Genomic DNA, 21,647 nt, shown 5'->3' on the forward strand with positions numbered 1-21,647 from the left:
AGAGTCGATCGTGGGGTGCGTGCCGCCTGGCACGCACCCCACGATTGCTTGGAAGCTAACTTACATGGCGATAGAATCCAAGCATGAAGTCCCGCGATGCGCTTCGTGTGCTGGCTGAGGTCTCTGAGCCCCAGTGGGGGCTTGTCACCTCGGCTCAGGCGAGTGCGCGCGGCGTGAGCCACATGAACCTCACGCGGCTCTCCGAATCGGGCGATCTTGTCCGGGTGTCCCATGGGGTGTACCGCGACGCGGGGGCACCGGATCCCCGGCATGAGGCGCTGCGGGCCGCCTGGCTGGCGACCGAGCCGAAGCGGCTCGCCGACGACCGGCTGCGCGATCAACCGCCGAGCGCAGTGGTCAGCGGAGAGTCCGCGGCGCGGCTGCACGGCATCGGCGACCTCCGCGCGATGCGAAGCGAGTTCACCACCCCGACCCGCAGGCAGAGTCAGCGTCCGGACGTGCGCTACCGGACGCGTCAGCTCCCGTCGAGCGACGTCACGGTGCGCGACGGTCTGCCCGTGACCACGGTCGAGCGGACGATCGCCGACCTCGTCGAGGAGCGCCAGGGCCTCAGCATCGTCGCCCACGCACTGCGTGACGCGGCCATGCAGACACGTCTCGACACGACGCGGCTCACCGCGCTGCTGTCGCCGCTCGCGGAGCGGAACGGACATCCTCGAGGCGACGGCGCCGCTCTGCTCGCGGACCTCCTTCGCATTGAGGGCATAGACGCAGGCAACCTCGCCGGACGACTGGGGCGAATCCCGGAGATCGGCGCGCGGATCACCGCGAGCCAGCTACAGCAGCTGTCCGACCTGGATCTTGACGCGTTCGACGACTCGGCCACCTCGGAACTGGTAGCCACCCTGCGCCCCATCTTCGAAAAGCTCTCGGACCTGTCCGTTGAGCTGCGCCGTGCGCTGGAGGCGGTGCGCGAAGCTGGGGACGCCGGGACGCCAGCAATCGTCAAGGCCGATCGCGTGGCGGAGCTGCTGGAGGCCGCCGACTGGGCCAGGCTCGCGGAAGCGACACGACAAACCATTTCAACTGTAAGCCCTTGCCAGCCGGGCGAGATGCTGTGCTGAATTGGCAGCCGACGTCCGAAGGACACCGCAATGGTGCACGGGGCCTCAAGAGGGGTGCACCGCTGGAGCGATTGGCCTAGGTCATCTGTCCAACGGTGCCTTGGACGAACTCTCTGCCTTGGCGGCTGGCCTGCATCCACAGTCCGTCGCATACGCTCGGACCCCGTCCGGACAGCCTGCGACCAAGTACAGGCTCGAGTATCGCCTCGCCCGCTGGCCTCTTAGGCTGTCCCCCTACGCCAGAGAGTGTCGTTGGTCCACATCCGGTGTTGTTTACACGCGGCTCAGGATCTCACCTGAGCAAGTCTCTCCGCTCGAAAAACGTAATCTCCTTGCCTCTCAGCATGTATGGTGGATCCATGATCCTGCTTAGCTTCACCGTGCGCAACCACGCCAGCATCCGGGATGAGATCACCGTTGACCTCACGCGCCCAACGCTGAGGACGCTGCAGCCGGCGGATCTCGACTGGGCAGGCTCGACCTATCCGATCGCCGGGATCTTCGGCGGCAACGCGACCGGGAAGTCGTCAGTGCTGGATGCGCTGAGGTATGTTTTCTCTGCCATTCGATCGTCGGCCACCGGTTGGCAGGCGTCGAAGGCCTTTCCACGAGCCCCTTTCAAGCTCGACGGGACAGCACGGATGTCCTCCAGCACCTTCGAGCTTGACTTCGTCTTCGATGGCCACCGGCACGTGTTCGGATTCGAGGTGGATGCCGATGGCATCAAGCGGGAATGGCTGCGGGACGTTCCCAGATCCCGCTGGCGCACGCTGCTGGAGCGCGACCGCGACGCAGGCACCCTCACGTTCCACTCATCGTTGCGCGGGAAGATCGCTGTGACGGCCCGAGAGCTCGTGCTCAGCCGCGCGCTCCTGCTCGGCGGCACCCCGCTGCACGCTGTCGCTCAGGATCTTGTGTCGCATTTCGACGCCGTGCTCGTGAAGGACTCTCACCGTGAGGCCCGGCTTCGGGAGATCGCCGACTCGCTCGCCGAGAAGAGAATTACCTTCGCTGACCTCGAAGCTCTGCTGCAAGTCGCCGACATCGGTGTGACAAAGGTTGACCTCGAGGAGAGGAGTATTCCGGAGCGCACGCGGCGGGCACTCTTGAACTTCACGCGTGATCTTCGACAGAATCCGTCTACAGATGAGGGACCGGGCGCGCAAACCGACGAGGAACCGGACGACCTGGACGATGCCCAGCTCGAGCTGGTAATCAGGCATCTGATCTTCACTCATAGGGGTCGGGTCGAGGAATGCCCAACGTTCTCAATCGCGGAGGAGAGCGACGGAACTGTAGCGTGGCTCGCCACCGCGGTGCCGGCACTCGAGACACTCCGGGCAGGAGGGCTCCTCGTGATCGACGAGATCGACGCGAGCCTGCACCCGCACCTGCTCGAGGTTCTGCTCGGCGCGTTCGCCGATCCTGACGTCAACGTCAAGCACGCACAGCTGATCTTCACCAGCCATGAGTCCCATATTCTCTCCCCGCTGAGCGAGGTCAAGCTGGAGCCGGAGCAGGTGTGGTTCACGGACAAGTCCTTCGAGGGCGTCACTGAGCTCACCTGTTTGGCCGACTTTCCGAAGCACCCTGATGCGAACGTAGCTCGGCGGTACCTGGCAGGGCGCTACGGGGGCACGCCGCGTCTCTCCCCCAGCATGCTGGCCGCTCTGGTCACTGCTGGGGTGAACTGAACATGATTCGTGGTCGATCAGGACGATCCAACAGGCCCAGACGCCAGGAGGCGAAGCGCATCCTCGTGGTGACCGAGGGCACCTCGACCGAGCCGCAGTATGTTGAGGGTCTCAACATTTCCCTTCGCAGCAAGGCGTCGACACCGACCGTTAAGTCGGTGGGAGTTGGTCGAGATCCACTCCACGTCGTGCGCAGGTGCGTCGAGTTGCGCAATAAGGTGAGGAACACCGAGAAGGAGTACTCGGTCTGCGTCTGCCTAGTCGACGTGGATCAACACCAGAAGCTCAGCGACGCAGCCGAGCTCGCCGAGAGGGAAGGCATTCTGCTGCTGATCTCGAACCTCAAGTTCGAGGTATGGCTGCTCTGGCACAAGGAAGATAAGCGAGCTGCGCAGACGTCCCACCAGCTCGACAAACGGGCGAGGGAGCTGGACCTCGTCCTGGACAAGTCGATCTCCCTCGGATTCCCCTTCACAGCCGTCGACAGCGCCTGTCGGACTGCGCGGGCAGCCGACCCTGACATGAAGGCTGGCCGCAAGGGTCCGGATCCGTCATCAGCGATGCCGATCCTCGTCGACCTCCTGCAAGGGACAGCCACCCCCGGCGGCGGCTGCTGAACCCATCGGAGCAAACTGGTCCGTTGAGGTATCTCGATGACGAGCGACTAGTCGTCCTCGCCGTCTCCCAGTATGTCGGTGCGGCGAAGCTCCTCCGTGCCCTGCAGGTCGAGGCGCTCAGCCGTGGGCTCGATCTGCCCACCTGTTTCGTGATCCCTGGGGGCTGGGGTCCTCAGTACGCGAAGCTCGCGGCGCCACTTCCTGCGTGCGAGGAGTTCCGCGTCGCCGAATCGGCCGCAGCCCTCGTCGGCGGGTTCCTTGATCCGGTCCTCTCCGAAGCGGTTGCCGGCAAGACCTGGAGCCACCGGCATCGCACCTGGCTGTGATCACCCAGGTGGGGCAGGGCTCAGCTACTGAAGTTGTGGCGCGGTGCCGTGTGAAGGTCGAACCACACGGCGGCCTGGCGACGCGAGGCGTCGGTGAGGATGGTGAAGGGGGCGACGACGACGCCCTTGTCCGCAGCAGCCTGGACGAGGTAGTCGCGCAGCAGCCACACGTCGCCGGGATCCCCGGAGTTGGTGACGCTCAGCGTCCGCACGAGTCGCTCGGACGTGAACCCGAGATGGCTCGCGACGACTTCCTCGCTCAACCCGATGGCGTCGAGGTGGGTGCGCAGCTCGGCTGCGGTCTGACGCTGCTGGCGTGAGGTCAACGACATCCCCGCAGCATGGCACGACGACGGACCGCGCGCCGCCGCGGCCTGGCCCCGCGGAAGAGGGTGCGGGATGGTGGAGGTTGAGCGGAGTGGGCATACTCGCCGGATGACCGTCGAAGCGCTGCGCTCCCTGCCGAAGGCCGAACTCCACCTGCACATCGAGGGCACGCTCGAGCCCGAGCTGGCGTTCGAGCTCGCCCAACGCAACGGGGTGACGCTGCCGTTCGCGAGCGTCGAGGACCTGCGTCTGCGCTACGACTTCGATGACCTGCAGTCGTTCCTCGACCTCTACTACGCGTGCATGGCGGTGCTCCGCACGGCGGACGACTTCCGCGACCTCGCCCTGGCCTACCTCGAGCGGGCGCACGCCGACGGTGTCCGTCACGCCGAGCTGTTCTTCGACCCGCAGGTGCACGCCGGCAACGGTGTCAGCGTCGACGCCGTCATGGACGGGCTGCTGGAGGGGCTGCGGATCGCGGGAGAGCGGTTCGGCATGACAGGCGGCCTGATCCTCTGCTTCCTGCGCGACCTGCCCGCGGCGTCGGCGATGGAGACGCTGGAATCGGTCGCCGGGCGGGCCGGGGATCTGCTGGGCGTCGGCCTGGACTCCGCCGAGGTCGGGCACCCGCCGGTGCTGTTCGCCGACGTCTTCGCGCGCGCCGCCGAACTGGGGCTCCGGTTGGTCGCCCACGCGGGCGAGGAGGGCCCGGCCGCGTACGTCCGGGAGGCGCTCGACACGCTCCACGTCGAGCGCATCGATCACGGCATCCGGGCTGCGGAGGACGACGCCCTGGTCGCCGAGCTCGCTCGACGCCGGGTCCCGCTGACGGTCTGCCCGCTGTCGAACGTGCGGCTGAAGGCGGTCCCCGACCTCGCCGCTCACCCCTTGCGACGGCTGTTCGACGCCGGCGTCGTCGTCACACTCAACTCCGACGACCCCGCCTACTTCGGCGGCTACGTGGCGGCCAACTTCGCCGCCGTCGCGGGCGAGGGCTTCACCGTCGACGAGCTGGCGACCATGGCGAGGAACTCCATCGTCGCGTCCTTCGCGCCCGACGGCCGGAAGGCCGAGCTGCTGGCCGAGCTGGACGCCTGGGTCGCCGACTCAGTGGAGATGCCGCGCCCCTGATCCGGGCCGCCGTCGGTCAGTTGCCCTGGCCGGGACGCGGGTCGGTCGGGTAGGGAGGCTGCCCGGGGGCCGGCCGGTACTGGGGCGGCGGACCGTTCGGTGCGGTCGGCTGACCGTACCCGGGCGTCGGTCCCTGGCTGTTCATCCACGGCGCGGGGGTTCTTGGCTGCATGGGCGTGGGTACCTGCGTGGGCTTCGGCCTGGTCACGAGGCGGATCAGGGACGAGCCCGCCACGTGGGCGGCGACTCCCAGCCCGAGGATGACCGCGATCCACAGCAGGCTGCCCTGGATGCTCATCAGGGTGTTGTTCTGCTTGCCGATCACGGTCAGCAGGTCGTTGGTGTACCACCCGTTGACCACGGCCTGTTGGGGCGCGCCCGACGTGAGCCCGTTGTTCGCGTCGAAGCTCTCGCCCGCGAGGTCGAGGAGGTCCGCGTAGCTGCGCGCCGTCATCCTGGAGGTGGTCATGGCCACGATGACAAGGGCGACCGCGACGGCGAACCACAGGATCAGGCGGTAGATCAGCACCGCCGAGCTTGGGGCTGGGCATGGCGGGCTGCTGGTACGGCCCCGCGGACTGCTGAGATGGGTAGGACATTCGCGCCTCCTGTGGCGGGTGAGAACGACTGTCACCCTGCCACCCAGGACCGACAGACTCTCCGCGGCCTCGCCTTAGCCATGTGGCGCTCGGGCCCGATGTGCCTGGCAGGCGACGTTCCCCTATACTTCAGGGGTCTTCGGGGCATTAACTCAATTGGTAGAGTGCCACCTTTGCAAGGTGGAAGTTAGGGGTTCGAGTCCCCTATGCTCCACGGCTGAACTCCCTAGTCAAACGCCCTTGACTAGGGAGTTTGCATGTTTGACCCTGGACTCCGGTGCCCTCAGGGGGACACTATGGAGCACACTCGTGGAACGTTCGTGGAACGCCGTAGACCGACCGAGGCGGGGTTCCTATGGTCATGAGACGGTTCGGATCAACCAAACGGCTGCCCAGCGGGCGCTATCGGGCAAGCTTCGTCCACCCCCACGATTCCACGCGCAGGGTCGCTGCCCCGGTGACTTTCACGCACAAGGGCGACGCGGAGCATTGGCTCAGGATGCAGGAGCGGGCCATTGAGCGAGGGGAGTGGCTCGCGCCCGAGGAAGTCGAGGCCCGACGGCCGAAGGTGCGAACTCTTCAGGAGACCTACGACCGGTTCCTAGCCCAGCGCCCGCGGCCGCTGGCCCTGTCCACGCTGACCGCGTATGAGCAGGACTGGCGTCTGCGGATCGTTCCCCACTGGGGGGCTGAGCGTGACGTGAAGACCATCACCCACGACGACGTGTGGCAATGGCGCCAGGGCCCGCTGGCCGCTGAGCGCCGCCGCGACCGGTCGTCGTTGGCCTTGTTCAGTGAGTTGCTGGCTAAGGCGGCGCATTGGGGATGGATCGACAAGAACCCCGCCGCCGGCGTGAGCATCCCGCGCCAGACGAAGGCGATGGAGCAGCGTCACGTGTTCGACCTGGACGACGTCCGACGCTACCTGCAAGCCGCCGAACCCCAGCACGTCGCGATGCTGGCCACGGTGGCCCTGGGCGGGTTGAGATCCGGTGAGGTCCGAGGCCTGCGTCGGATGGACCTCGACCTCGAGGGGCGGCGGATCCTCGTGCGCCAGGCGATCGAGCATGGCAAGGACGGCGACGCCTACCGCGTGGGTGTGAAGGTTTCCAAGACGTCGGCCGGCATCCGCTCGCTGCCCATGTCGACCACCTTGGTGACGATCCTGCGGGATCACCTCACGTTGCATCCGAGGTCGCCGGAGCAACTCGTGTTCACCGTCGCGGATGGCAAGCCGATGGGGCCGGCCGAGGCCGACCGGCGGCACAACAGGGCGCTGGCCAACATGGGGTTGCGGACCCCAGAGGCGGAGCGGCGCCGATTATGGAGGAAGGGGCTCCCGGTACCGAAGGAGGACCACATCACGCTGCACGACCTTCGTGCTTCGTACGCCGCGTGGCTCTTCAGCGAGGGATACACGATCGCGGAAGTCATGCTCTTGCTGGGGTGGAGCGATTCCCGCATGGCGCTGGAGGTCTACAGCCGCGTCTTCCCGCGCCGAGTCGAGAGCGTCGGGCCCAAGCAGGACGAAGCCCTCAAGGGCCTCACAGTGGTCGTGACATGAGGCGCGGTCCGTCTCCTCACGGTGGACGTGCCCGGCTGGGGTTCATAGGGGTATGAGCGAGAGGATCCTTGATGAGCACCCGTAACAGCTCTGCGCGTACGTCAAAGGCCGGGGCCCGGCGTTGGGCCTCCCTGAAGGAGGCGGCCGAGTACATCAGCGTCCACCCCAAGACCCTGACCCGACGCTTCAGCGACGGTTCCCTGATCCGGTACCGCGTCGGACGCCGGGTGATGGTCGATTTGGACGAGCTGGACGAACTCGTGGTCGCGAGCGCCGGCGGCCTCAAGACCCTGGCAGGGTGACCGGAATTGCGGGACTCGGCTTCGTGCCACGGACCGGCTAGATCACGGGCGGCTCGGTGGCGAATATGAGATCAAGGAGTGCTGCGACCAAGGCGACCTGATCGTCGAGCAGCGCCTCCGAGACTGCTTCGAGACGCTGTCTGCGTCGCCAGGCGGCCCATTTGACCTGGCCGACAGCGCCGTAGCCCTCAAGGTGCTGGCTGATGGGTTCAAGGGTGACCTGGCGGTACTGGGTGACGGCTTCCGCAGCCCGGCGCAGTTCGGCGACATCCACACCGGCCTGAGCGAGTTGCACAACGTCGATGTAGTCGCGCCAACGAGTGCTGGTGATACCTCTCTCGAGAATGGTCACGCCCTTCTCTGCGATGGATGTCTCGGCCGCGTAGCCCAGCACTTCGATGGGTTCGCCGATGACGCGGGGAATCTTGACGGGCTGGGGTGGGGGAACCACCGGGTCGCCTGTGGAAACGTCCCAGGTGAGGCTTCCAGCCCAGGATGCGATGGATGCTTGGGCTCGGATGCGGAACCCGGGGTAGTCGCCCTCTTCGCGGATCTCCTGGATCGTGATCGTGTCGGGGTGGATCTCGACTCCGTCGGGCACGTCAGCGGCCGCGGCGTCCCTGACGACGGTGGACAGGTGCTCTGCTGTGACGTCGGCGCTGACCGCGTTGGCGTCGATGTCCTTGGTGGGGCGACGCGCGCCATAGGCGGTGAGCAGGATGCCGCCCTTCAGGATGAAGTCTGGAGCGTGCTCGGTCCGGCTGAGCCGGTCGAGGAGTGATTCAAGGAGATGCCGAGTCAGAAGCTCCTGCGTGGGCGCCGACTGGCCAGTCTTGTCCGCCGTCGAACGAGCTGCAGCTCTCAGCTTCCGCAGCACATCTTGGCCGGTGGTCATGTCAGCGTCTCCAAGGCCGCGATGAGGGGGCCCTGCGAGCGGGGGAGTTGCCTCGCGAGTGCGATGAGGCGGTTGGGCTTGCCTCCGCGGCGTAGCCACTCTTTGAGGGCCTCGAGGGGGAGCTCGTAGCCGATCATGCCCCTCAGTCGGAACGCGTCGACGATGGATCGCTCGGGGGTGTAGAGCCCGATCGTCTGGTCTGTGCCGGGGATGGGTACCTCGTCTCGACCACCTTGTTCGCAATCGCGACGTGGGTGTGGAGGTTCGGATCGCCGGCGCGGGAATCGCGATGTGTGAATGAGGCTGCGATGAAGCCGCGGACATCGATCTGCCGCACACCCGCGTGGCCGGCGCGCGAGTACAACGCCTCGTCCTCCAGGAAGCGCAGCGCGTCGTCGACCGCTGCGTCGTGGGCCCGTTCGATCGCCTCGGCAACGTCACGCGGGGCGATCGCCCAGAGTGCCGAGACCGACTTCACCGGAGTGAACGTCATGTCGAATCCGGCGCACGCAGTCGACGGTTGCCGGCTCAACCGGGACACCTCCGCGGCCAGTTCTGGGGCCGTTGGCAGGCGGCCGATGCGCGCCTCGAACGTCTCCCTCGCGACGTGGTTCACGATGTCGGCTCGGACGTCGGTGGGCACCGTTACCGTTGTCGGCACCCCCTCCGAGACGCGCCATGCTGCGGTGCGCTTCTCCACCTCCAGACGGAACTCGTTGACCGCCCCGTGCACAGGAAAGGACTGGCCGAGGCGGGCAGCCTCGGTGACCATCGCCCTCGTCGCGTCGCTCGGCAATGTGAACCGCCTGAGGTTTCGTGCCGGTTCTTTCTGAGTCAGGAAGGATGGCGCTATGCCAAAGAAGATCGATCCCGCGGTCAAGGAGCGGGCGTTGCGGTTGGTGCGTGAGTACCGGGGCCAGTACCCGTCGTTGACGGCGGCGTGCGCGGCAGTTGCCCGGCAGGAACGCGTCGGCGCGGAGACCGTGCGCAGGTGGGCGGTGCAGGCCGAGATCGACGACCGAGCCCGCCCAGGGACCACCAGCGAGGAACACGAGCAGATCAAGAAGCTGAAGGCGGAGAACGCCAGGCTCCGTGAGGACGTGGCGATCCTGAGAGCTGCAACGACTTTCTTCGTGGGGGAACTCGACCCCCGCAACCGCTGATCGCGGGGTTCATCGACACCATGAGAAGCGAAGGTCACGCGGTCGAGTCGATCTGCCGGGTCCTGTCCGACCAGGGCTGCCAGATCGCCGCGCGCACCTACAGGGCCTGGCGCACCAGGCAACCCTCCGCCAGAACGCTCAGCGACGCGACCGTGGTCGAAGCGATCACACAGATCGCCTACACCCTCGACATGCGCGGTCGGCGGCGGTTGACCGCTGAGGGCCTCTACGGGCGACGCAAGATGCTTGCCTGCCTGCGACGCCATGGGGTGGCCGCGACACCCGGTGCGGTCGACCGCGGGATGCGGCATCTGGGCTTGTCGGGCGTGGTGCGCACCAAGCAGGTCCGCACCACCATCCCGGGCAAGGACGGGCATCGAGCCGGGGACCTGCTCAACCGCAACTTCCGGGCCGCGGCCCCGAACAAGGTGTGGGTCAGCGACTTCACCTACGTGCGCAGCTGGGCCGGGTTCGTCTACACCGCCTTCATCGTCGACGTGTTCTCCCAAAGGATCGTGGCCTGGCACTGCGCTACCACCAAGCACGTCGAGCTGGTCGCCACCCCGCTTCGGATCGCGTTGTGGGACCGTGACCGGCAAGGCCACCCCGTCGGCCCCGACGAGCTGATCTGCCACTCCGACGCCGGCTCCCAGGGCGGAATCAAGTGGTCGTCGCAACACCTCGATGACGGAGGTGTGTGTTGGGTAGTTCCAGGAAGCCGTGGCCACAGCGGCCGGCGGGTGCTCGTCGACAGTGGGGAGCGGACCGGGCGTTGCGGCCGGCGATGCGTTCCCCGGGGCGGCCGGAGCCCTCGCGTGCGGTGCAGCGTGAGTTCTGGAGACTGATCGCCGCCGGCGTCTCGACGGAGGAGGCGGCTGAGCGGGTCGGCGTGTCGACGCCCGTGGGGTCCCGGTGGTTTCGCCACGCTGGCGGGATGAGCCCGATCAGTCTGGCCGAGCCCACCGGCCGCTACCTGTCCTTCGCCGAGCGGGAGGAGATCGCCCTGCTGAAGGTGGAGGGCTACGGCGTGCGTGAGATCGCCTGGGCGATCGGGCGGGACCCGGGGACGATCTCACGGGAGCTGCGCCGTAACGCGGCCACGCGGGCCGGGAAGCATGCCTACCGGGCGAGCGTGGCGCAGTGGAAGGCGCAGCAGGCCGCGAAGCGCCCCAAACCTGCGAAGTTGGCGACCAACCCGCGGTTGCGCGCCTACGTGGAAGACAAGCTCTCCGGGGCGGTCACCGACGCCGACGGGCGACCGATCGCCGGCCCGGACGTACCCTGGGCCGGTCGCCGGCACGGGCGTCGGCAGGACCGCCGTTGGGGCACCGCGTGGTCCCCAGAGCAGATCAGCAACCGGCTCAAGGTCGACTTCCCCGACGATGAGTCCATGCGGGTCAGCCACGAGACCATCTACCAGTCGCTGTACGTCCAGGGCCGCGGCGCGCTGAAGCGGGAGCTGACCGCGTGCCTGCGCACCGGCCGCGCGTTGCGCGAGCCACGCGCCAGGACTGGCCGCAGCGGCCGCACCTTCGTCACCGACGAGGTCAAGATCTCCGCCCGGCCTGCCGAGGCGGACGACCGGGCGGTACCCGGTCACTGGGAGGGCGACCTGATCATCGGGCTGGACAAGTCAGCGATCGGGACGCTTGTGGAGCGCACCAGCAGATACACGATGCTGCTGCACCTGCCCAGGATGGGGGGGGGGCTTCGGCGAGGTCCCGTACGTCAAGAACGGGCCACCCCTGGCAGGTCACGGCGCCCAGGCCGTCCGGGACACGATCACCGCCCAGCTGGGCGACCTGCCCCAGCAGCTGCGCCGGTCGCTGACCTGGGACCAGGGCGGGGAGATGGCCCAGCACGTCCAGCTCAAGATAGACGCTGGCGTCGCGGTCTACTTCTGCGATCCGCACTCACCATGGCAGCGTCCGAGCAACGAGAACACCAACGGCCTGCTGCGCCAGTACTTCCCCAAGGGAACCGACCTATCACGATGGTCCGCCGAGGAGGTTGCAGCCATCGCCCTCACCCTCAACAGACGACCCCGCAAGGTCCTCGGATGGCGAACTCCTGCCGAGGTCTACGCCGAGCAGCTATCCTCCCCACCACAGGCCGGTGTTGCATCGACCCCCTGAACCTGCCCAGTACACCGCGATCCGGTTCACCGAGCATCTGGCCCTGGAGGGGATCTCCCCATCGATCAGCAGCGTCGGCGACGCCTACGATAACGCGCTCATGGAGACCACCAACGGCCTCTACAAGGCCGAGTGCATTCGCACCACGGTGTTCCGCGACGGGCCTTACAAGACCCTCGCGGACGTCGAGTACGCCACCGCCGGCTGGGTCGACTGGTACAACCAGCGACGCCTCCACTCCACCCTCGGCTACCTCACCCCAGCAGAGTACGAGGACACCCATTACGCTGCTCTCAACCAAGAGCTGCTCCCCACATGAGAGCGGCACGAAACCTGGGGCGGTTCAATGCGGACAGGCGGGCCTGCATGTTCGGGTGGAAGCCGGCGCCGAACAGGGCACTCATCTGCTCCGCTGTGACGACGTCACCGACGGAAAGGTCGCCGAGACCCGCGAGCCCACGGCCCCGCCACGACCCAGGCGCCTCGCCGCGTTCCGAGTAGTAGGAGGCCAGCGTCGCGTGGCCCTTCTCCGTCGTGTCGTGCGCAGCAACTTGCCGGGTCAGGTAGTCATACCCCGACCCAGCGGTGAGCTTGTGCAACGACACAACCATGCCCACTAGAACGGGACTGCCCCCAGTTTGCTTGACAGATTTCTAGGGGTGGGTCAGGCGGCCTGTGTGGTCGTGTGATGGACTGCTTCGAACTCTACTGGGGTGAGTTTGCCGAGACGCCGTTGGCGGCGTCGGCGGTGGTAAGACTTCTCGATCCAGGTGATCATGGCCAGCCGCAGCTCGGCCCGGCTGGTCCACGGGTGGCGGTTGAGGACGTTCTTCTGCAGCAGCGCGAAGAAGCTCTCCATGGCGGCATTGTCGGGACTTGAGGCGACCCTGCCCATGGAACCTGTGAGGTCGTGGACCTTCAACTCGGCCACATAGGTGTGGGCTCGGAATTGGCTGCCTCGGTCCGAGTGGACGATGCAACCAGCAACTGGTCCGCGACGTTGGACGGCCATGCGCAGGGCGTTGATCGCGATCCGCTTCTTCATGCGGGTGTCGATCGAGTACCCCACAATGCGGTTGGACCAGACGTCCTTGACCGCACACAGGTACAGCTTGCCCTCGCTGGTGCGGTGCTCGGTGATGTCGGTCAACCACAACCGGTTAGGCCCCTCGGCATGGAACTGGCGCTGCACCAGGTCATCGTGGACCGCCGGCCCGGGCTTCTTCCATGACCCGTTCTTGACCGAGTGGAACGAACGGATCCGCTGCAGCTTGCAGAGCCGGTGGACTCGGTTCTCACCAGCGGTGATGCCCATCTCGGGCAGGTCATCGGCGATGAGGCGATAACCCAGACCAGGGTCTTCGGCATGCAGGTCGATGGCGGCGTTGATCAGGTGTGCATCGTCCCAGTCGCGCTGCGAGACTGGGCAGGCGAGCCACTGGTAGTAGGCCTGCCGCGAGAAGCCCAGCACCCGGCAGGAGACCGCGACCGGCACCCGGAGCGTCCCCTTGGTCTGGGCCAGGTCGGTGACCAAGGGGAACATCATTTTGGGTTGATGTCGCGGGACAGGTAGGCGGCGGCGCGGCGCAGGACTTCGTTCTCCTGCTCCAGCAGCCGGATGCGCTTGTTGGCTTCCCGTAGTTCGGCTGCGGAGCGGTTGTCTGCGGCGGGGGCATCAACACGATCGGCCTTGGCCAGCCAGTTGCGCAGGCAGGACTCACTGATCCCGAAGTCCTTGGCGATCTGGCCGATCGGGGCCTCGCCCTTGCGGGCGACCGCGATCACATCATCGCGGAACTCTTTCGGATGGGGCTTGGGCATGACATGCATCCTCTCACCAGGCCCTCACGGACCTGAGATGTTGATGTCAACCAAACCCGGGGCAGTCCCAACCCCTGACTCGGCTGCTTAACGCGCACAGACCCTCCGAAGGTGCAGTGGGTGTGTGTGACTTCCCAGTCAGGGGGTAGCTGGCAGGCTTCCGGTATGGGGTACGTCGCGGGTCGAGCGGAGCAGATCGCAGGTTTCTTGGTTGCGGAGAGCGTGGGGGCCGAGGCGATCAGACAGGGACCGTCCTCGGCCATGGACTTCGACCTGCGGTGACCGAACGGGGACCGCGACGGTGCCTGCTTGATGCTGGCTGGAGGCCGACGCTCGTGTCACAGGCCTCAAGCTCAGGTGGTCCGATCAAACGCTGAACGACGACTGATGCTTCGACGCCGTCGAGCGTCCGGGCGTCCGAGGAGCGGCAGTTGCGGATGTTCGGCAATTGCTCAGTTCTCTGCCTCTGCGGCAGGAGACTTCAGGGCGGCGTGGTGGCCCTCATCCTCGGCCCGGCGCCACTCGTGAAATGGGGTCAATGAGACCTTGCCGCGCTTCGTTGACAATTTCCCGCTTGCCAACTGACGCACGACGTAGTCCAAGTAGGTGATGCTGATGTCCCACCAATATGGGTCGTGGGGGGAACGGGGTTCGTCCCTCAGGTGAGGGCTGAGAGCGTAGCCCGCTGCACCACCGAGGTAGTTACCCGCGGCTTCCCGCACGGAGTGGCCGACGGCTCCAAGGGCAGGGATGGTGCCGGCGTACCGCCTGCACTCACGGTCGACGCTAGAGATCCGTTCCGAGATCGCCTCGGGATCCGGATCTTGGCGAGCAGCAGCCCAAACCGCAGTACGCAGGTCTTGGATGGCGTCAACGACTGCATCGGTCGCCTCTGCTGTCCGGTCCAAACGCCTGGCCCAAAGATGCTGGCGCGCGGACACGAAGAGGGCGACGAGAGAAACGACGGCCGAGAAGGCCGAGACGGCTAGTGAGAGATCCACGTCTCTAGCGTGCCCCCGGGGACTGACAATCCTCGCAATCGGGGGGTGCGCTGCGCCTCTAAGGGTGGCATGAGCGCGAGTTGCTCATGGCTCCCGAACTCTTCGTAGGTCGTGGTCCCGCCGACACTGACCATCGGCAGGATCGAACGCGCTGGCTGCGGCAGTTGCGGATGTTCCAGAGGTGGCTCAGGAGGCCTCTAGGCGTTGCACGACGTACTGGTTGAGGCTGAGGTGCTCTTCGGCAGCTTGGCTCGCGAGGCGGCGGTGCAGGCTTTCCCCCACCCGGAGGTTGAACTTGCCGAGTAGCTCCGCTCCGACAGCGGTTCGGGGACGGCCTCACCCTTAGCCACGAGGTCGGCCACGGTGTCCACGACCCGGTCAACCAGCCCCTGCAAGGCAGCAGGCTGAGATTCGGCGAGCCACGACAGTGAGGCGAACTCGGCGCAGCTGGCGACGAACTCGTCGTCTTCGACCACGCCAGGCGGTAGCTGTATCGGGGACACGTCGGCCGTCTCGGTGTGGGACATCACTTCGCCTCCATTTTGCTGATCGCGGCCAGCACCTGCCGTACCTGGTAGGGCTTGGCCTGGCCGTTGATGTTCTGGATGTTCACCCGTGGATCATCGGGCCCAAGGGATCTTGAACATCGCGTGCTCCGCCGGTTCTGCGGGGTGGACCGAAGTAGTGCGCGCAGAAACTTGGTGGAGGTCGTCGTAGCGCACGTTCCGTGGTTTCATACGCATATATGCCACGAGCTTGTCGACGGTCCCATAGTTTTCAGTACCCAGGCAATACCACCGTCGAGCCTATGGCGGTCTGTCTTCACGATCCGGAGCACACCAAGAACGGCAGGACGGGGCGTTCACCGCGCGTGGTTGTGCTGGGTCGGACGGACCCGCTACGCATGCCCACCCAAGGCGCCCCTCCGTCCACCCCTCGCTGTAAAGGTGCTGCCGAGGCGAACTCGGGTCGACTCCGCTAGGCTTGCGAGCAGTCGCGCGGGGAGCAATGGAAGGCTGTGCATAGTAATCATGAGGACCACGGTTCAGGATCCAGCTATTATCCTGCTCTCTGACGCAGACTCACAGTCGGCTCGGAACAATGCCTACGGTCACCTCTTTGAATCATTCATGGCCCAGGTCATGCATCTGTATGGATACGGCAGCCCGCGCGTGAGCAATCTCAACGTAACTGCAGAAGGCGCAGAAGTCGACATTGAATTGCTGCATGAAATGAATCAGCAAACTGCGATTGCCGAATGCAAGGCGTACAGCTCGCCGGTCAACATCGACAAATTGACAAGCTTCTATGGGGAACTCACAATTCGACGAATGACGGACCCCGGCACTCAAGGCTACTTCATCGCGACACCTCGATTGACGTCGAACGCGCAAGAAAAGGCTGGTGCGATCTGCGGGAACGATCCGGCATTCCGGGTAGTAACGGCCTCGGACATTTGGGACCTGTTGATTTCACGGAGACAGATCCAGCCAGTCGACATGTCAGATACGCAGACGAGCGACCCGGCCGTCGTGGTGCATGCGAGTGGCGTGTACGCCGCAGCCCTTCAGATCGACCCTGACACAAAAACAGGCTCGCGCGTTCTCGTGAGGGCTACCTCGGGGTCTGTCCATCGTGAGGCCCTCGACCTCCTGGCGGAGCATAGGTATGCCAACTCCCTGCCCGTGGTTGACGTTTTCGAGCACGCCACCACGAAATCCGCTCCAGCCGCCGCCCCACCCCTGATCGTTGAGGTGGCGGGTTCGAAGTCCGACTTCGAGTACCAACTTCCGGCGTCCCCGCGGTATTTCGTGGGACGCCGGATTGCCATAAATGAGCTCGTGGATCACGTAACCCAACATCCCGGACCCTTCGTGTTGAACGCGAAGTCGGGCTGGGGGAAGAGTTCGCTCGCGCTAAAGATTGTCGATAGTGCAGCCCCGGGAATCGGGCTCGTGATCGACTCTCGGACCGCGGTCTCTGGTGGATTTATTCCCGCAGTCCTTCAGCGGGCCTTCGTCAAAGCACAGGATTCTGGAATCCTGAAACTAACCCCCGATGCCACATGGGCTACACTCGCAGGCTCGATCAAGTCGATGGGTGACGCGTCTTGGTTGGACAAGGGTGACGCCCGAATCGTGGTCGTCTTCGATCAATTCGAGAACACCTTCAGGGACGAGGCGCTGACACGAGAATTTCGTGATCTTGCCTTGTGGAATGCCGATGGAAAAGACCGCGTTTCCATTGGTTTTGCATGGAAGACCGACTTTGTTGATTGGACCGAGAGTCACCCATTTCGCCTTCGAGACGAAATTCGCAACTGCTCAACCGTAGTGCATCTGCAGCCATTCGGATCTCAAGAGGTGGATACAATCCTTGGTCGCCTCGAGAAGAGCCTCGAAGTTAAGCTCAGTCGAGAGATTCGGCAGCGGTTGCGCGAGTATAGTCAGGGATTGCCCTGGTTGCTGAAGAAGCTTGCAGGTCACCTTATCCGAGAGATATCGTCTGGCAAGACTCAGGAACAATTGGTAGCCGAGGCGCTCAATGTGCAGAACCTCTTTGAGTCCGATTTGGCCGCCCTCAGTCCGGCTGAACGGGACGCGCTCCTGTTCGTTGCTAGGTTTGCGCCCATCGAAGCTCAAGAAGTCACCGAGAGGCACTCGGGTGCTTTGGTGCAGTCGTTGCTTGACCAACGGCTCGTGGTCCAAGTAGGTGAGAAGCTGGACACGTATTGGGACACCTTCAGAGATTTTGTTGTTAACGGGCGCGTTCCGATCGAAGAGACATACATCATTCGTCAAACCCCGCGCTCCGTCGGTCGACTTATCTCAGAAGTGCTGAAGCGCGGTGGCGACGCAGCAGTTTCGGAGATTTCGCGGGCCTGGGACACGTCGGAGAACGTAGTCTGGAATCTGGGGCGCGAATTGCGTCAATTTGGGCTTGCCGCTTCGGTGCCAAATCGGATTCAATTGATACCTGAACTCCGTCAAGCGGATGACGTGGAACTCGAACTGCGGGGAAGGATTGCCCGCGTCCTGAAGAGACACCGTGCGCATACTGTCTTCGAGGATGTGTGTGAACGTGGCCAAGGAGTTGCTCAGATTCCCGAGTTTGCGAAGGCCCTACGCGCAGTGTTCCCTGCCGTCGAGGGTACAACCAATACGTGGAGTACCTACGCCCGAACATTCGTTGCTTGGTTCGCGTATGCGGGCCTAGCAAGAAGTATAAACCCCAACACTGCAACGGCGGCCATTGAGAGTTCGCAAGGAACCGGAACGCTGCTTGATGGAGCTGCGCGCCGGAAACTTCGCACGATATTCCCCTCCTCTTCTCCTGGGCCAGTGATCAGGTGGATGACGAGCGAGCTGAGTGACGGCAAGGCGACTCCCTACCCGGCCTCTCCGCGCGAGCGCGAGGTGGCAGGGCAAGCTCTAGCGCTTAAGGCCGTGCACATGGGTAGCGACGAAAATCTGCATGCCGTGGAGGGCCTGATAACAGACGGCAAGCTCGACAGTGTGCGACTTCTGGAGTTGTTGCGAACCGTGCCAGGCGGTCAAGACAGTCTCGCAGCTCTGGAAGGAGATCCAGCAGCGTCACCTGCCTCCATTGGCGAGCTGATCGCTGTCGCAAACGATGCTGAGTGGGCAGCGGGGACGGTTCTGGCCGCAGGCAAGGCCTTCAGGGCGTGGGCCAGAGCCGCTGGCATTCAGACTAAAAGGCGGGGGAAGCCATCCAGATCCGAGGAGGCGGAAGCTCTGCCGCTCGCCTGACCTGACTTCCACAACTGGGCCCACCAGAGTTCGTGCCCCGCCAAGGAGTCGCAGATGAGCCTCGGCTGCTCGCACCTGAACCAGGACGAGCCGCCGAGGCCTTCCGTTGACCACCACGCCGCTGGTGGCGCCCAGCCGCTGGCGCCGCTCCGTACGAACCGCGATAAATCAACGCACTGGTGGCAGGCGAGGCTGTCGGGTCAATCAACATTGAGTCGATTGACCCCACTACTGATACTGAGGATCCGCCGGGGGCTATCGTTGTCCCTACGCCATCTTTGATCGCTCCATCGCCGGTGGGATCGCAGTGGCGCGCAGACAGCAGGCGCCCAGCGCCGCCGGACGTGAGAACCGCAAATCCCGAAGTGCAGCTTCCGAGGACGGTCTGGATGCGGGCGCCGCCTCGCTAAGGAGCGGCATCATCCTGACGAGAGGCATACGTCACGGCTTCCGACTGACCATAGCGGAAGCCGATCTCGGACAGTCCGGTGATCTGTGCGAGAAGCGCCTCATCTTCGGGCGAGATGGGTTCGTGGCCGGCCACTTTGAAGGCCAGTTGCGAATTGTCATCGGAAGCGTCAATTCCGACTACTCCCAAGCGCGTCAGAATGTGTGACTTCGAGGCCTCAGCATTCAGAGCCGCGACGGCTTCATCGAGGCCTTGCCTACTCCGGCCACTGACGACTTCATGGATCACCTGAATCCCTGAATCGGCAGCTCGCATCATCCTTGTCGCCAAATCGGGGGGTTCATTTAGCCACCTAACCGTGATGGACGGATGGTCATAATCGGTTTGGATGCCGACTAAGCCTTGGTCGTATCCATCTACGAAGATGGCTTCACTGAGCGCTGGTAGCAATTCCTCAACGGCTCGCTCTGGGGAAGCGAGAACCTTCTCATATGCCGGCTGAATCTGTCTCTTGTTGGGAGATGAAGCTACTGGTGGGGCATCTCCTGGCGGTAGGGGATTCGGCTCTGCCGCCGCTGTAGCACCGCCCATGAAGACGAACGCGCCGAACGCGACGACCACTCCGCCTCGCCTGACACCAGGCAATCTTCTTCTCGCTCTCGACACAATTCGATCCTCCAGATCTACTCTTCGCACCTTGATGGGGGGCGTTCAACTCTCGATGAATCACTCATCGGCGTATCCGACGGGAGCGGAGGAATTGAGCTGAAACTCAATCTGGGCCACGCCGGTCAACTTCTGTAGAGCATCTAGACCGGCGCCCACTGGAGCTTGACTGCCCGGCAGCCTCACCGTGACCCCGCCGCAATCGAGCCACGGATCCAGCCCCACAATTCCGAACTCCTGGAGCAGACGCGAGTCCAGCAACAGTTGAGCCGCAGTATTGAGTTGGTCCCGAGAGTAAACTGGCTCTTCACAGAAGTGAGTGGATCATGGGTCTGAACCCGCCCGCGTCGAGTAGGCATCGGGCGGTGTAGTTGACGATGTTGCGGAACCCTCTGGCTGTCCCGCGGAGGTGTTCCAGCAGGCCGTTGATCGCTTCGCTGGGGCCGTTGGACGTGCCGGGGTGGTCGAAGATCGCGAGGATGTCGTCGCGTCGGCGGTGCAGGGTTTTGCCCAGTGATCTGAGCTCGTTGAGGCCGGCTGGGACTCCGCTCTGGAGGCTGTCGATGAGCCGGGTCATGATCGCCTTGCCCTCGGTGGGGTCGTCGGCTTGGTAGGCGGAGATGACGTCCTGATAGACGCTCCTGGTGGCTTCGAAGGCGGCGTGACGCTCGTCGGTGAGGACTTTCAGGAGGCGGTGCTGCTGTTTCTCGGTGAGCAGCGCGGCGCGGGTCCGGGCGACGCGTCGGATGCCGTAGAGCGGGTCCCCGAAACGGCCACGTTGCCGCAGGGTCTCGTGTTGGATGCGTTGCCGGCACTGGTCGAGTTTGTCGCCGACCAGTGCCACGACATGGTAGGGATCCATCACGGTGACGACGGTGTCGATCGCTTCGACGGCGGCTGACTTGTAGCCGGTGAACCCGTCCATCGCGACCACCTCCACCGAGTCTCGAAACGCCTGTGTCCGGGCCTCGAGCCAGTCCTTGAGCACCTGCTTGGATCGGCCCTCGATCACGGCCAGTAACCGCGATGGGCCGGTTCCGGTCCAAGGCGCGCGTAAGTTCGATGATCACGGTGACGTACTTGTCGCCGCGGCGGGTATGGCGCCACACGTGCTCATCCACCCCGATCGCGGTGACCCCATCCAGCCGGTCTGGGGTGTCGATGAGCAGCTCGGCGCCGGCGGCCAGGATCGCGTCGCGGGAGAGTTTCCCCTTCGACGGAGCTGCGGCCCGGATGTCGTGTCGCCAGATCCGGCGGCATTCCAGGCAGCGGTAGCGGGGAACGACGATCTCCAGGATTGTGGGCTTCCAGCCGTACGGCACGTGCGCCAGGCGCCGTAGTACCGAGTCGTGGCGGACCCCGCGCTCGCCGCAGCCGAGGCATGGCGCGGGCGCGGTGGTGGGCCGGCAGCGCAGGACCGTGTGGTCGGGTTCGACCCGCTGCGCGGTCACGGTCAGCCCGAGACGGTCGAGCCGGCAGAACATGTCAAGGGAAGGTGGGGTAGCGTTTCGGATAAGGGCCCTTGGGTGATCAGATGAGGCGTAGACACCTTCATCCTGCCAACCCGAGGGCCCCCACCCCACCCCGGCCCCACCAACGCTGCCAGGGCCCCGGGTCAGCAGTCGCTCAAACGCTCCCCTTCAACCCACTGCCTTCTGTGAAGAGCCGAGAAACCATCAACTCCGCTGTCCGAAAACACCGCGGCAGCCCAATCGGAGTTACACCGGAAAACGTACAGTCCCCGTCGGCCAACAGATCGAGCCGAGGCGGGCCGTGTTGGCCTGCCGGGTCGTTGAGCCGGATCAGTGGTGCCGGCGGTGCGGCTGCGAGGGAACGCCACGTGGCACCGTGGTGCGTCGTCTGGCGCACGAGCCGTTCGGCTAGCGGCCGACAGTCTTGCTCGTCACCGTGCGTCGCTACCGGTGTGGCGAGTGCGGGCATGTGTGGCGTCAGGACATGAGCAGAGCAGCCTGGCCGCGGGCGAAGTTGTCCCGACGGGTGCGGGCCGTCGCCGAAGCTCATCACCTCGGGCCCGATGCCGCGGGGGAGTGGCCGCACGGGCACAAATCCAGCGGCGCGTCGCCGACGGTGGTCGGGTCGGCGTTGGCTTGGCGGATGAACAGGTCCAGCAGATCGCCCGGT

General features: G+C 64.9%; 17 protein-coding genes, 1 tRNA gene and 6 pseudogenes. 13 read left to right on the forward strand and 11 right to left on the reverse strand.

The features are described 5' to 3' along the window. Positions 1–83: 83 nt before the first annotated feature. From QH948_RS00275 to QH948_RS00290, 4 genes are all read left to right on the forward strand, one after another. Positions 84–1,085 carry a type IV toxin-antitoxin system AbiEi family antitoxin domain-containing protein gene (locus QH948_RS00275; RefSeq protein ID WP_281144998.1) on the forward strand — a complete coding sequence of 334 codons (1,002 nt, stop codon included), beginning with the start codon at positions 84–86 and terminating at the stop codon, positions 1,083–1,085. Positions 1,086–1,444: 359 nt separating this feature from the next. After that, complete coding sequence (locus QH948_RS00280) at positions 1,445–2,779, forward strand: AAA family ATPase (protein WP_281144999.1); 1,335 nt, start codon at positions 1,445–1,447, stop codon at positions 2,777–2,779. Between the two features lie 68 nt (positions 2,780–2,847). Next, on the forward strand, positions 2,848–3,396 hold the full coding sequence (locus tag QH948_RS00285; RefSeq protein WP_281145000.1) for an RloB family protein: 549 nt from the start codon (positions 2,848–2,850) through the stop codon (positions 3,394–3,396). Between the two features lie 23 nt (positions 3,397–3,419). Further along, the gene (locus tag QH948_RS00290; RefSeq protein WP_281145001.1) at positions 3,420–3,722 is read left to right on the forward strand and encodes a hypothetical protein; all 303 of its coding nucleotides are present in this window, start codon (positions 3,420–3,422) and stop codon (positions 3,720–3,722) included. 20 nt (positions 3,723–3,742) lie between these two features. Here the strand turns inward: QH948_RS00290 and QH948_RS00295 are convergent, their stop codons facing one another. Then, positions 3,743–4,054, reverse strand: a complete 312-nt coding sequence (locus QH948_RS00295; protein WP_281145002.1) for a DUF2316 family protein — start codon at positions 4,052–4,054, stop codon at positions 3,743–3,745. 103 nt (positions 4,055–4,157) lie between these two features. On the opposite strand from QH948_RS00295, the gene QH948_RS00300 reads away from it, so the two are divergent. Further along, positions 4,158–5,180: an adenosine deaminase gene (locus tag QH948_RS00300; protein WP_281145003.1), complete on the forward strand. Its 1,023-nt coding sequence runs from the start codon at positions 4,158–4,160 to the stop codon at positions 5,178–5,180. 16 nt (positions 5,181–5,196) lie between these two features. Here QH948_RS00300 and QH948_RS00305 read toward each other — a convergent pair whose 3' ends face one another. Beyond that, a complete protein-coding gene (locus tag QH948_RS00305; protein ID WP_281145004.1) occupies positions 5,197–5,709 on the reverse strand; it encodes a hypothetical protein in 513 nt (170 codons plus the stop codon). A gap of 211 nt (positions 5,710–5,920) precedes the next feature. On the opposite strand from QH948_RS00305, the gene QH948_RS00310 reads away from it, so the two are divergent. The 3 genes from QH948_RS00310 to QH948_RS00320 all read left to right on the forward strand — a co-directional run bounded on the left by QH948_RS00310 (position 5,921) and on the right by QH948_RS00320 (position 7,645). After that, positions 5,921–5,993 (forward strand) — tRNA-Ala (locus tag QH948_RS00310). 147 nt (positions 5,994–6,140) lie between these two features. Continuing rightward, positions 6,141–7,343 carry a tyrosine-type recombinase/integrase gene (locus QH948_RS00315; RefSeq protein ID WP_498371059.1) on the forward strand — a complete coding sequence of 401 codons (1,203 nt, stop codon included), beginning with the start codon at positions 6,141–6,143 and terminating at the stop codon, positions 7,341–7,343. Between the two features lie 71 nt (positions 7,344–7,414). Beyond that, positions 7,415–7,645, forward strand: a complete 231-nt coding sequence (locus QH948_RS00320) for a helix-turn-helix domain-containing protein (protein WP_281145006.1) — start codon at positions 7,415–7,417, stop codon at positions 7,643–7,645. 37 nt (positions 7,646–7,682) lie between these two features. Here the strand turns inward: QH948_RS00320 and QH948_RS00325 are convergent, their stop codons facing one another. From QH948_RS00325 to mobF, 3 genes are read right to left on the reverse strand one after another with little or no spacing between them, the layout of a single operon-like run. Beyond that, the gene (locus tag QH948_RS00325; protein ID WP_281145007.1) at positions 7,683–8,540 is read right to left on the reverse strand and encodes a nucleotidyl transferase AbiEii/AbiGii toxin family protein; all 858 of its coding nucleotides are present in this window, start codon (positions 8,538–8,540) and stop codon (positions 7,683–7,685) included. Further along, positions 8,537–8,677: a hypothetical protein gene (locus QH948_RS00330; RefSeq protein WP_281145008.1), complete on the reverse strand. Its 141-nt coding sequence runs from the start codon at positions 8,675–8,677 to the stop codon at positions 8,537–8,539. Before QH948_RS00330 ends, QH948_RS00325 begins: the two co-directional genes overlap by 4 nt. 5 nt (positions 8,678–8,682) lie before the next feature. Next, a complete protein-coding gene (gene mobF / locus QH948_RS00335) occupies positions 8,683–9,336 on the reverse strand; it encodes a MobF family relaxase (RefSeq protein WP_281145009.1) in 654 nt (217 codons plus the stop codon). A 55-nt stretch (positions 9,337–9,391) separates the two neighbouring features. Here mobF and QH948_RS00340 point away from each other — a divergent pair. The 3 pseudogenes from QH948_RS00340 to QH948_RS00350 form a co-directional block, all read left to right on the forward strand. Continuing rightward, positions 9,392–10,362: pseudogene (locus tag QH948_RS00340) on the forward strand (IS3 family transposase); the annotation flags it as partial. Positions 10,363–10,487: 125 nt separating this feature from the next. Beyond that, a pseudogene (locus QH948_RS00345) lies at positions 10,488–11,838 on the forward strand (IS30 family transposase). Between the two features lies 1 nt (position 11,839). After that, positions 11,840–12,157: pseudogene (locus QH948_RS00350) on the forward strand (transposase); the annotation flags it as partial. On the opposite strand, the gene QH948_RS00355 reads toward QH948_RS00350, so the two are convergent. From QH948_RS00355 to QH948_RS00370, 4 genes and pseudogenes are all read right to left on the reverse strand, one after another. After that, positions 12,132–12,437, reverse strand: coding sequence for a relaxase domain-containing protein (locus tag QH948_RS00355; protein ID WP_281145010.1), 306 nt, complete (start codon positions 12,435–12,437; stop codon positions 12,132–12,134). The pseudogene QH948_RS00350 and the gene QH948_RS00355 overlap by 26 nt on opposite strands. A gap of 65 nt (positions 12,438–12,502) precedes the next feature. Next, a protein-coding gene (locus tag QH948_RS00360) for an IS3 family transposase (protein ID WP_438874087.1) occupies positions 12,503–13,659 on the reverse strand; the annotation gives its coding sequence in 2 pieces (ribosomal slippage) (positions 12,503–13,395 and positions 13,395–13,659; 1,158 coding nt in all). A 452-nt stretch (positions 13,660–14,111) separates the two neighbouring features. Further along, entirely contained in the window at positions 14,112–14,660 is a 549-nt protein-coding gene (locus QH948_RS00365; protein WP_281145011.1) for a hypothetical protein, read from the reverse strand. Between the two features lie 186 nt (positions 14,661–14,846). Continuing rightward, positions 14,847–15,141: pseudogene (locus QH948_RS00370) on the reverse strand (type II toxin-antitoxin system HicB family antitoxin). A 550-nt stretch (positions 15,142–15,691) separates the two neighbouring features. On the opposite strand from QH948_RS00370, the gene QH948_RS00380 reads away from it, so the two are divergent. Further along, on the forward strand, positions 15,692–18,430 hold the full coding sequence (locus QH948_RS00380) for an nSTAND1 domain-containing NTPase (RefSeq protein ID WP_281145012.1): 2,739 nt from the start codon (positions 15,692–15,694) through the stop codon (positions 18,428–18,430). A 406-nt stretch (positions 18,431–18,836) separates the two neighbouring features. Here the strand turns inward: QH948_RS00380 and QH948_RS00385 are convergent, their stop codons facing one another. Together QH948_RS00385 and QH948_RS00390 are read right to left on the reverse strand one after the other, a co-directional pair. Further along, complete coding sequence (locus tag QH948_RS00385; protein ID WP_281145013.1) at positions 18,837–19,460, reverse strand: hypothetical protein; 624 nt, start codon at positions 19,458–19,460, stop codon at positions 18,837–18,839. Between the two features lie 352 nt (positions 19,461–19,812). Beyond that, positions 19,813–20,989 (reverse strand): annotated as a pseudogene (locus QH948_RS00390) (ISL3 family transposase). A gap of 259 nt (positions 20,990–21,248) precedes the next feature. On the opposite strand from QH948_RS00390, the pseudogene QH948_RS00395 reads away from it, so the two are divergent. Further along, positions 21,249–21,500, forward strand: a pseudogene (locus QH948_RS00395) (ISL3 family transposase); the annotation flags it as partial. Positions 21,501–21,647 lie beyond the last annotated feature (147 nt).

Source organism: Tessaracoccus lacteus, from assembly GCF_029917005.1.
Classification (GTDB): domain Bacteria; phylum Actinomycetota; class Actinomycetes; order Propionibacteriales; family Propionibacteriaceae; genus Arachnia; species Arachnia lactea.

Excerpts from the sequence above, each read along its gene's own strand:
- QH948_RS00275 (WP_281144998.1), top strand. The coding sequence starts at position 84 with ATGAAGTCCCGCGATGCGCTTCGTGTGCTGGCTGAGGTCTCTGAGCCC.
- QH948_RS00280 (WP_281144999.1), top strand. The coding sequence starts at position 1,445 with ATGATCCTGCTTAGCTTCACCGTGCGCAACCACGCCAGCATCCGGGAT.
- QH948_RS00295 (WP_281145002.1), bottom strand. The coding sequence starts at position 4,054 with ATGTCGTTGACCTCACGCCAGCAGCGTCAGACCGCAGCCGAGCTGCGC.
- QH948_RS00300 (WP_281145003.1), top strand. The coding sequence starts at position 4,158 with ATGACCGTCGAAGCGCTGCGCTCCCTGCCGAAGGCCGAACTCCACCTG.
- QH948_RS00315 (WP_498371059.1), top strand. The coding sequence starts at position 6,141 with ATGAGACGGTTCGGATCAACCAAACGGCTGCCCAGCGGGCGCTATCGG.
- QH948_RS00320 (WP_281145006.1), top strand. The coding sequence starts at position 7,415 with ATGAGCACCCGTAACAGCTCTGCGCGTACGTCAAAGGCCGGGGCCCGG.
- QH948_RS00325 (WP_281145007.1), bottom strand. The coding sequence starts at position 8,540 with ATGACCACCGGCCAAGATGTGCTGCGGAAGCTGAGAGCTGCAGCTCGT.
- QH948_RS00330 (WP_281145008.1), bottom strand. The coding sequence starts at position 8,677 with ATGATCGGCTACGAGCTCCCCCTCGAGGCCCTCAAAGAGTGGCTACGC.
- QH948_RS00380 (WP_281145012.1), top strand. The coding sequence starts at position 15,692 with ATGAGGACCACGGTTCAGGATCCAGCTATTATCCTGCTCTCTGACGCA.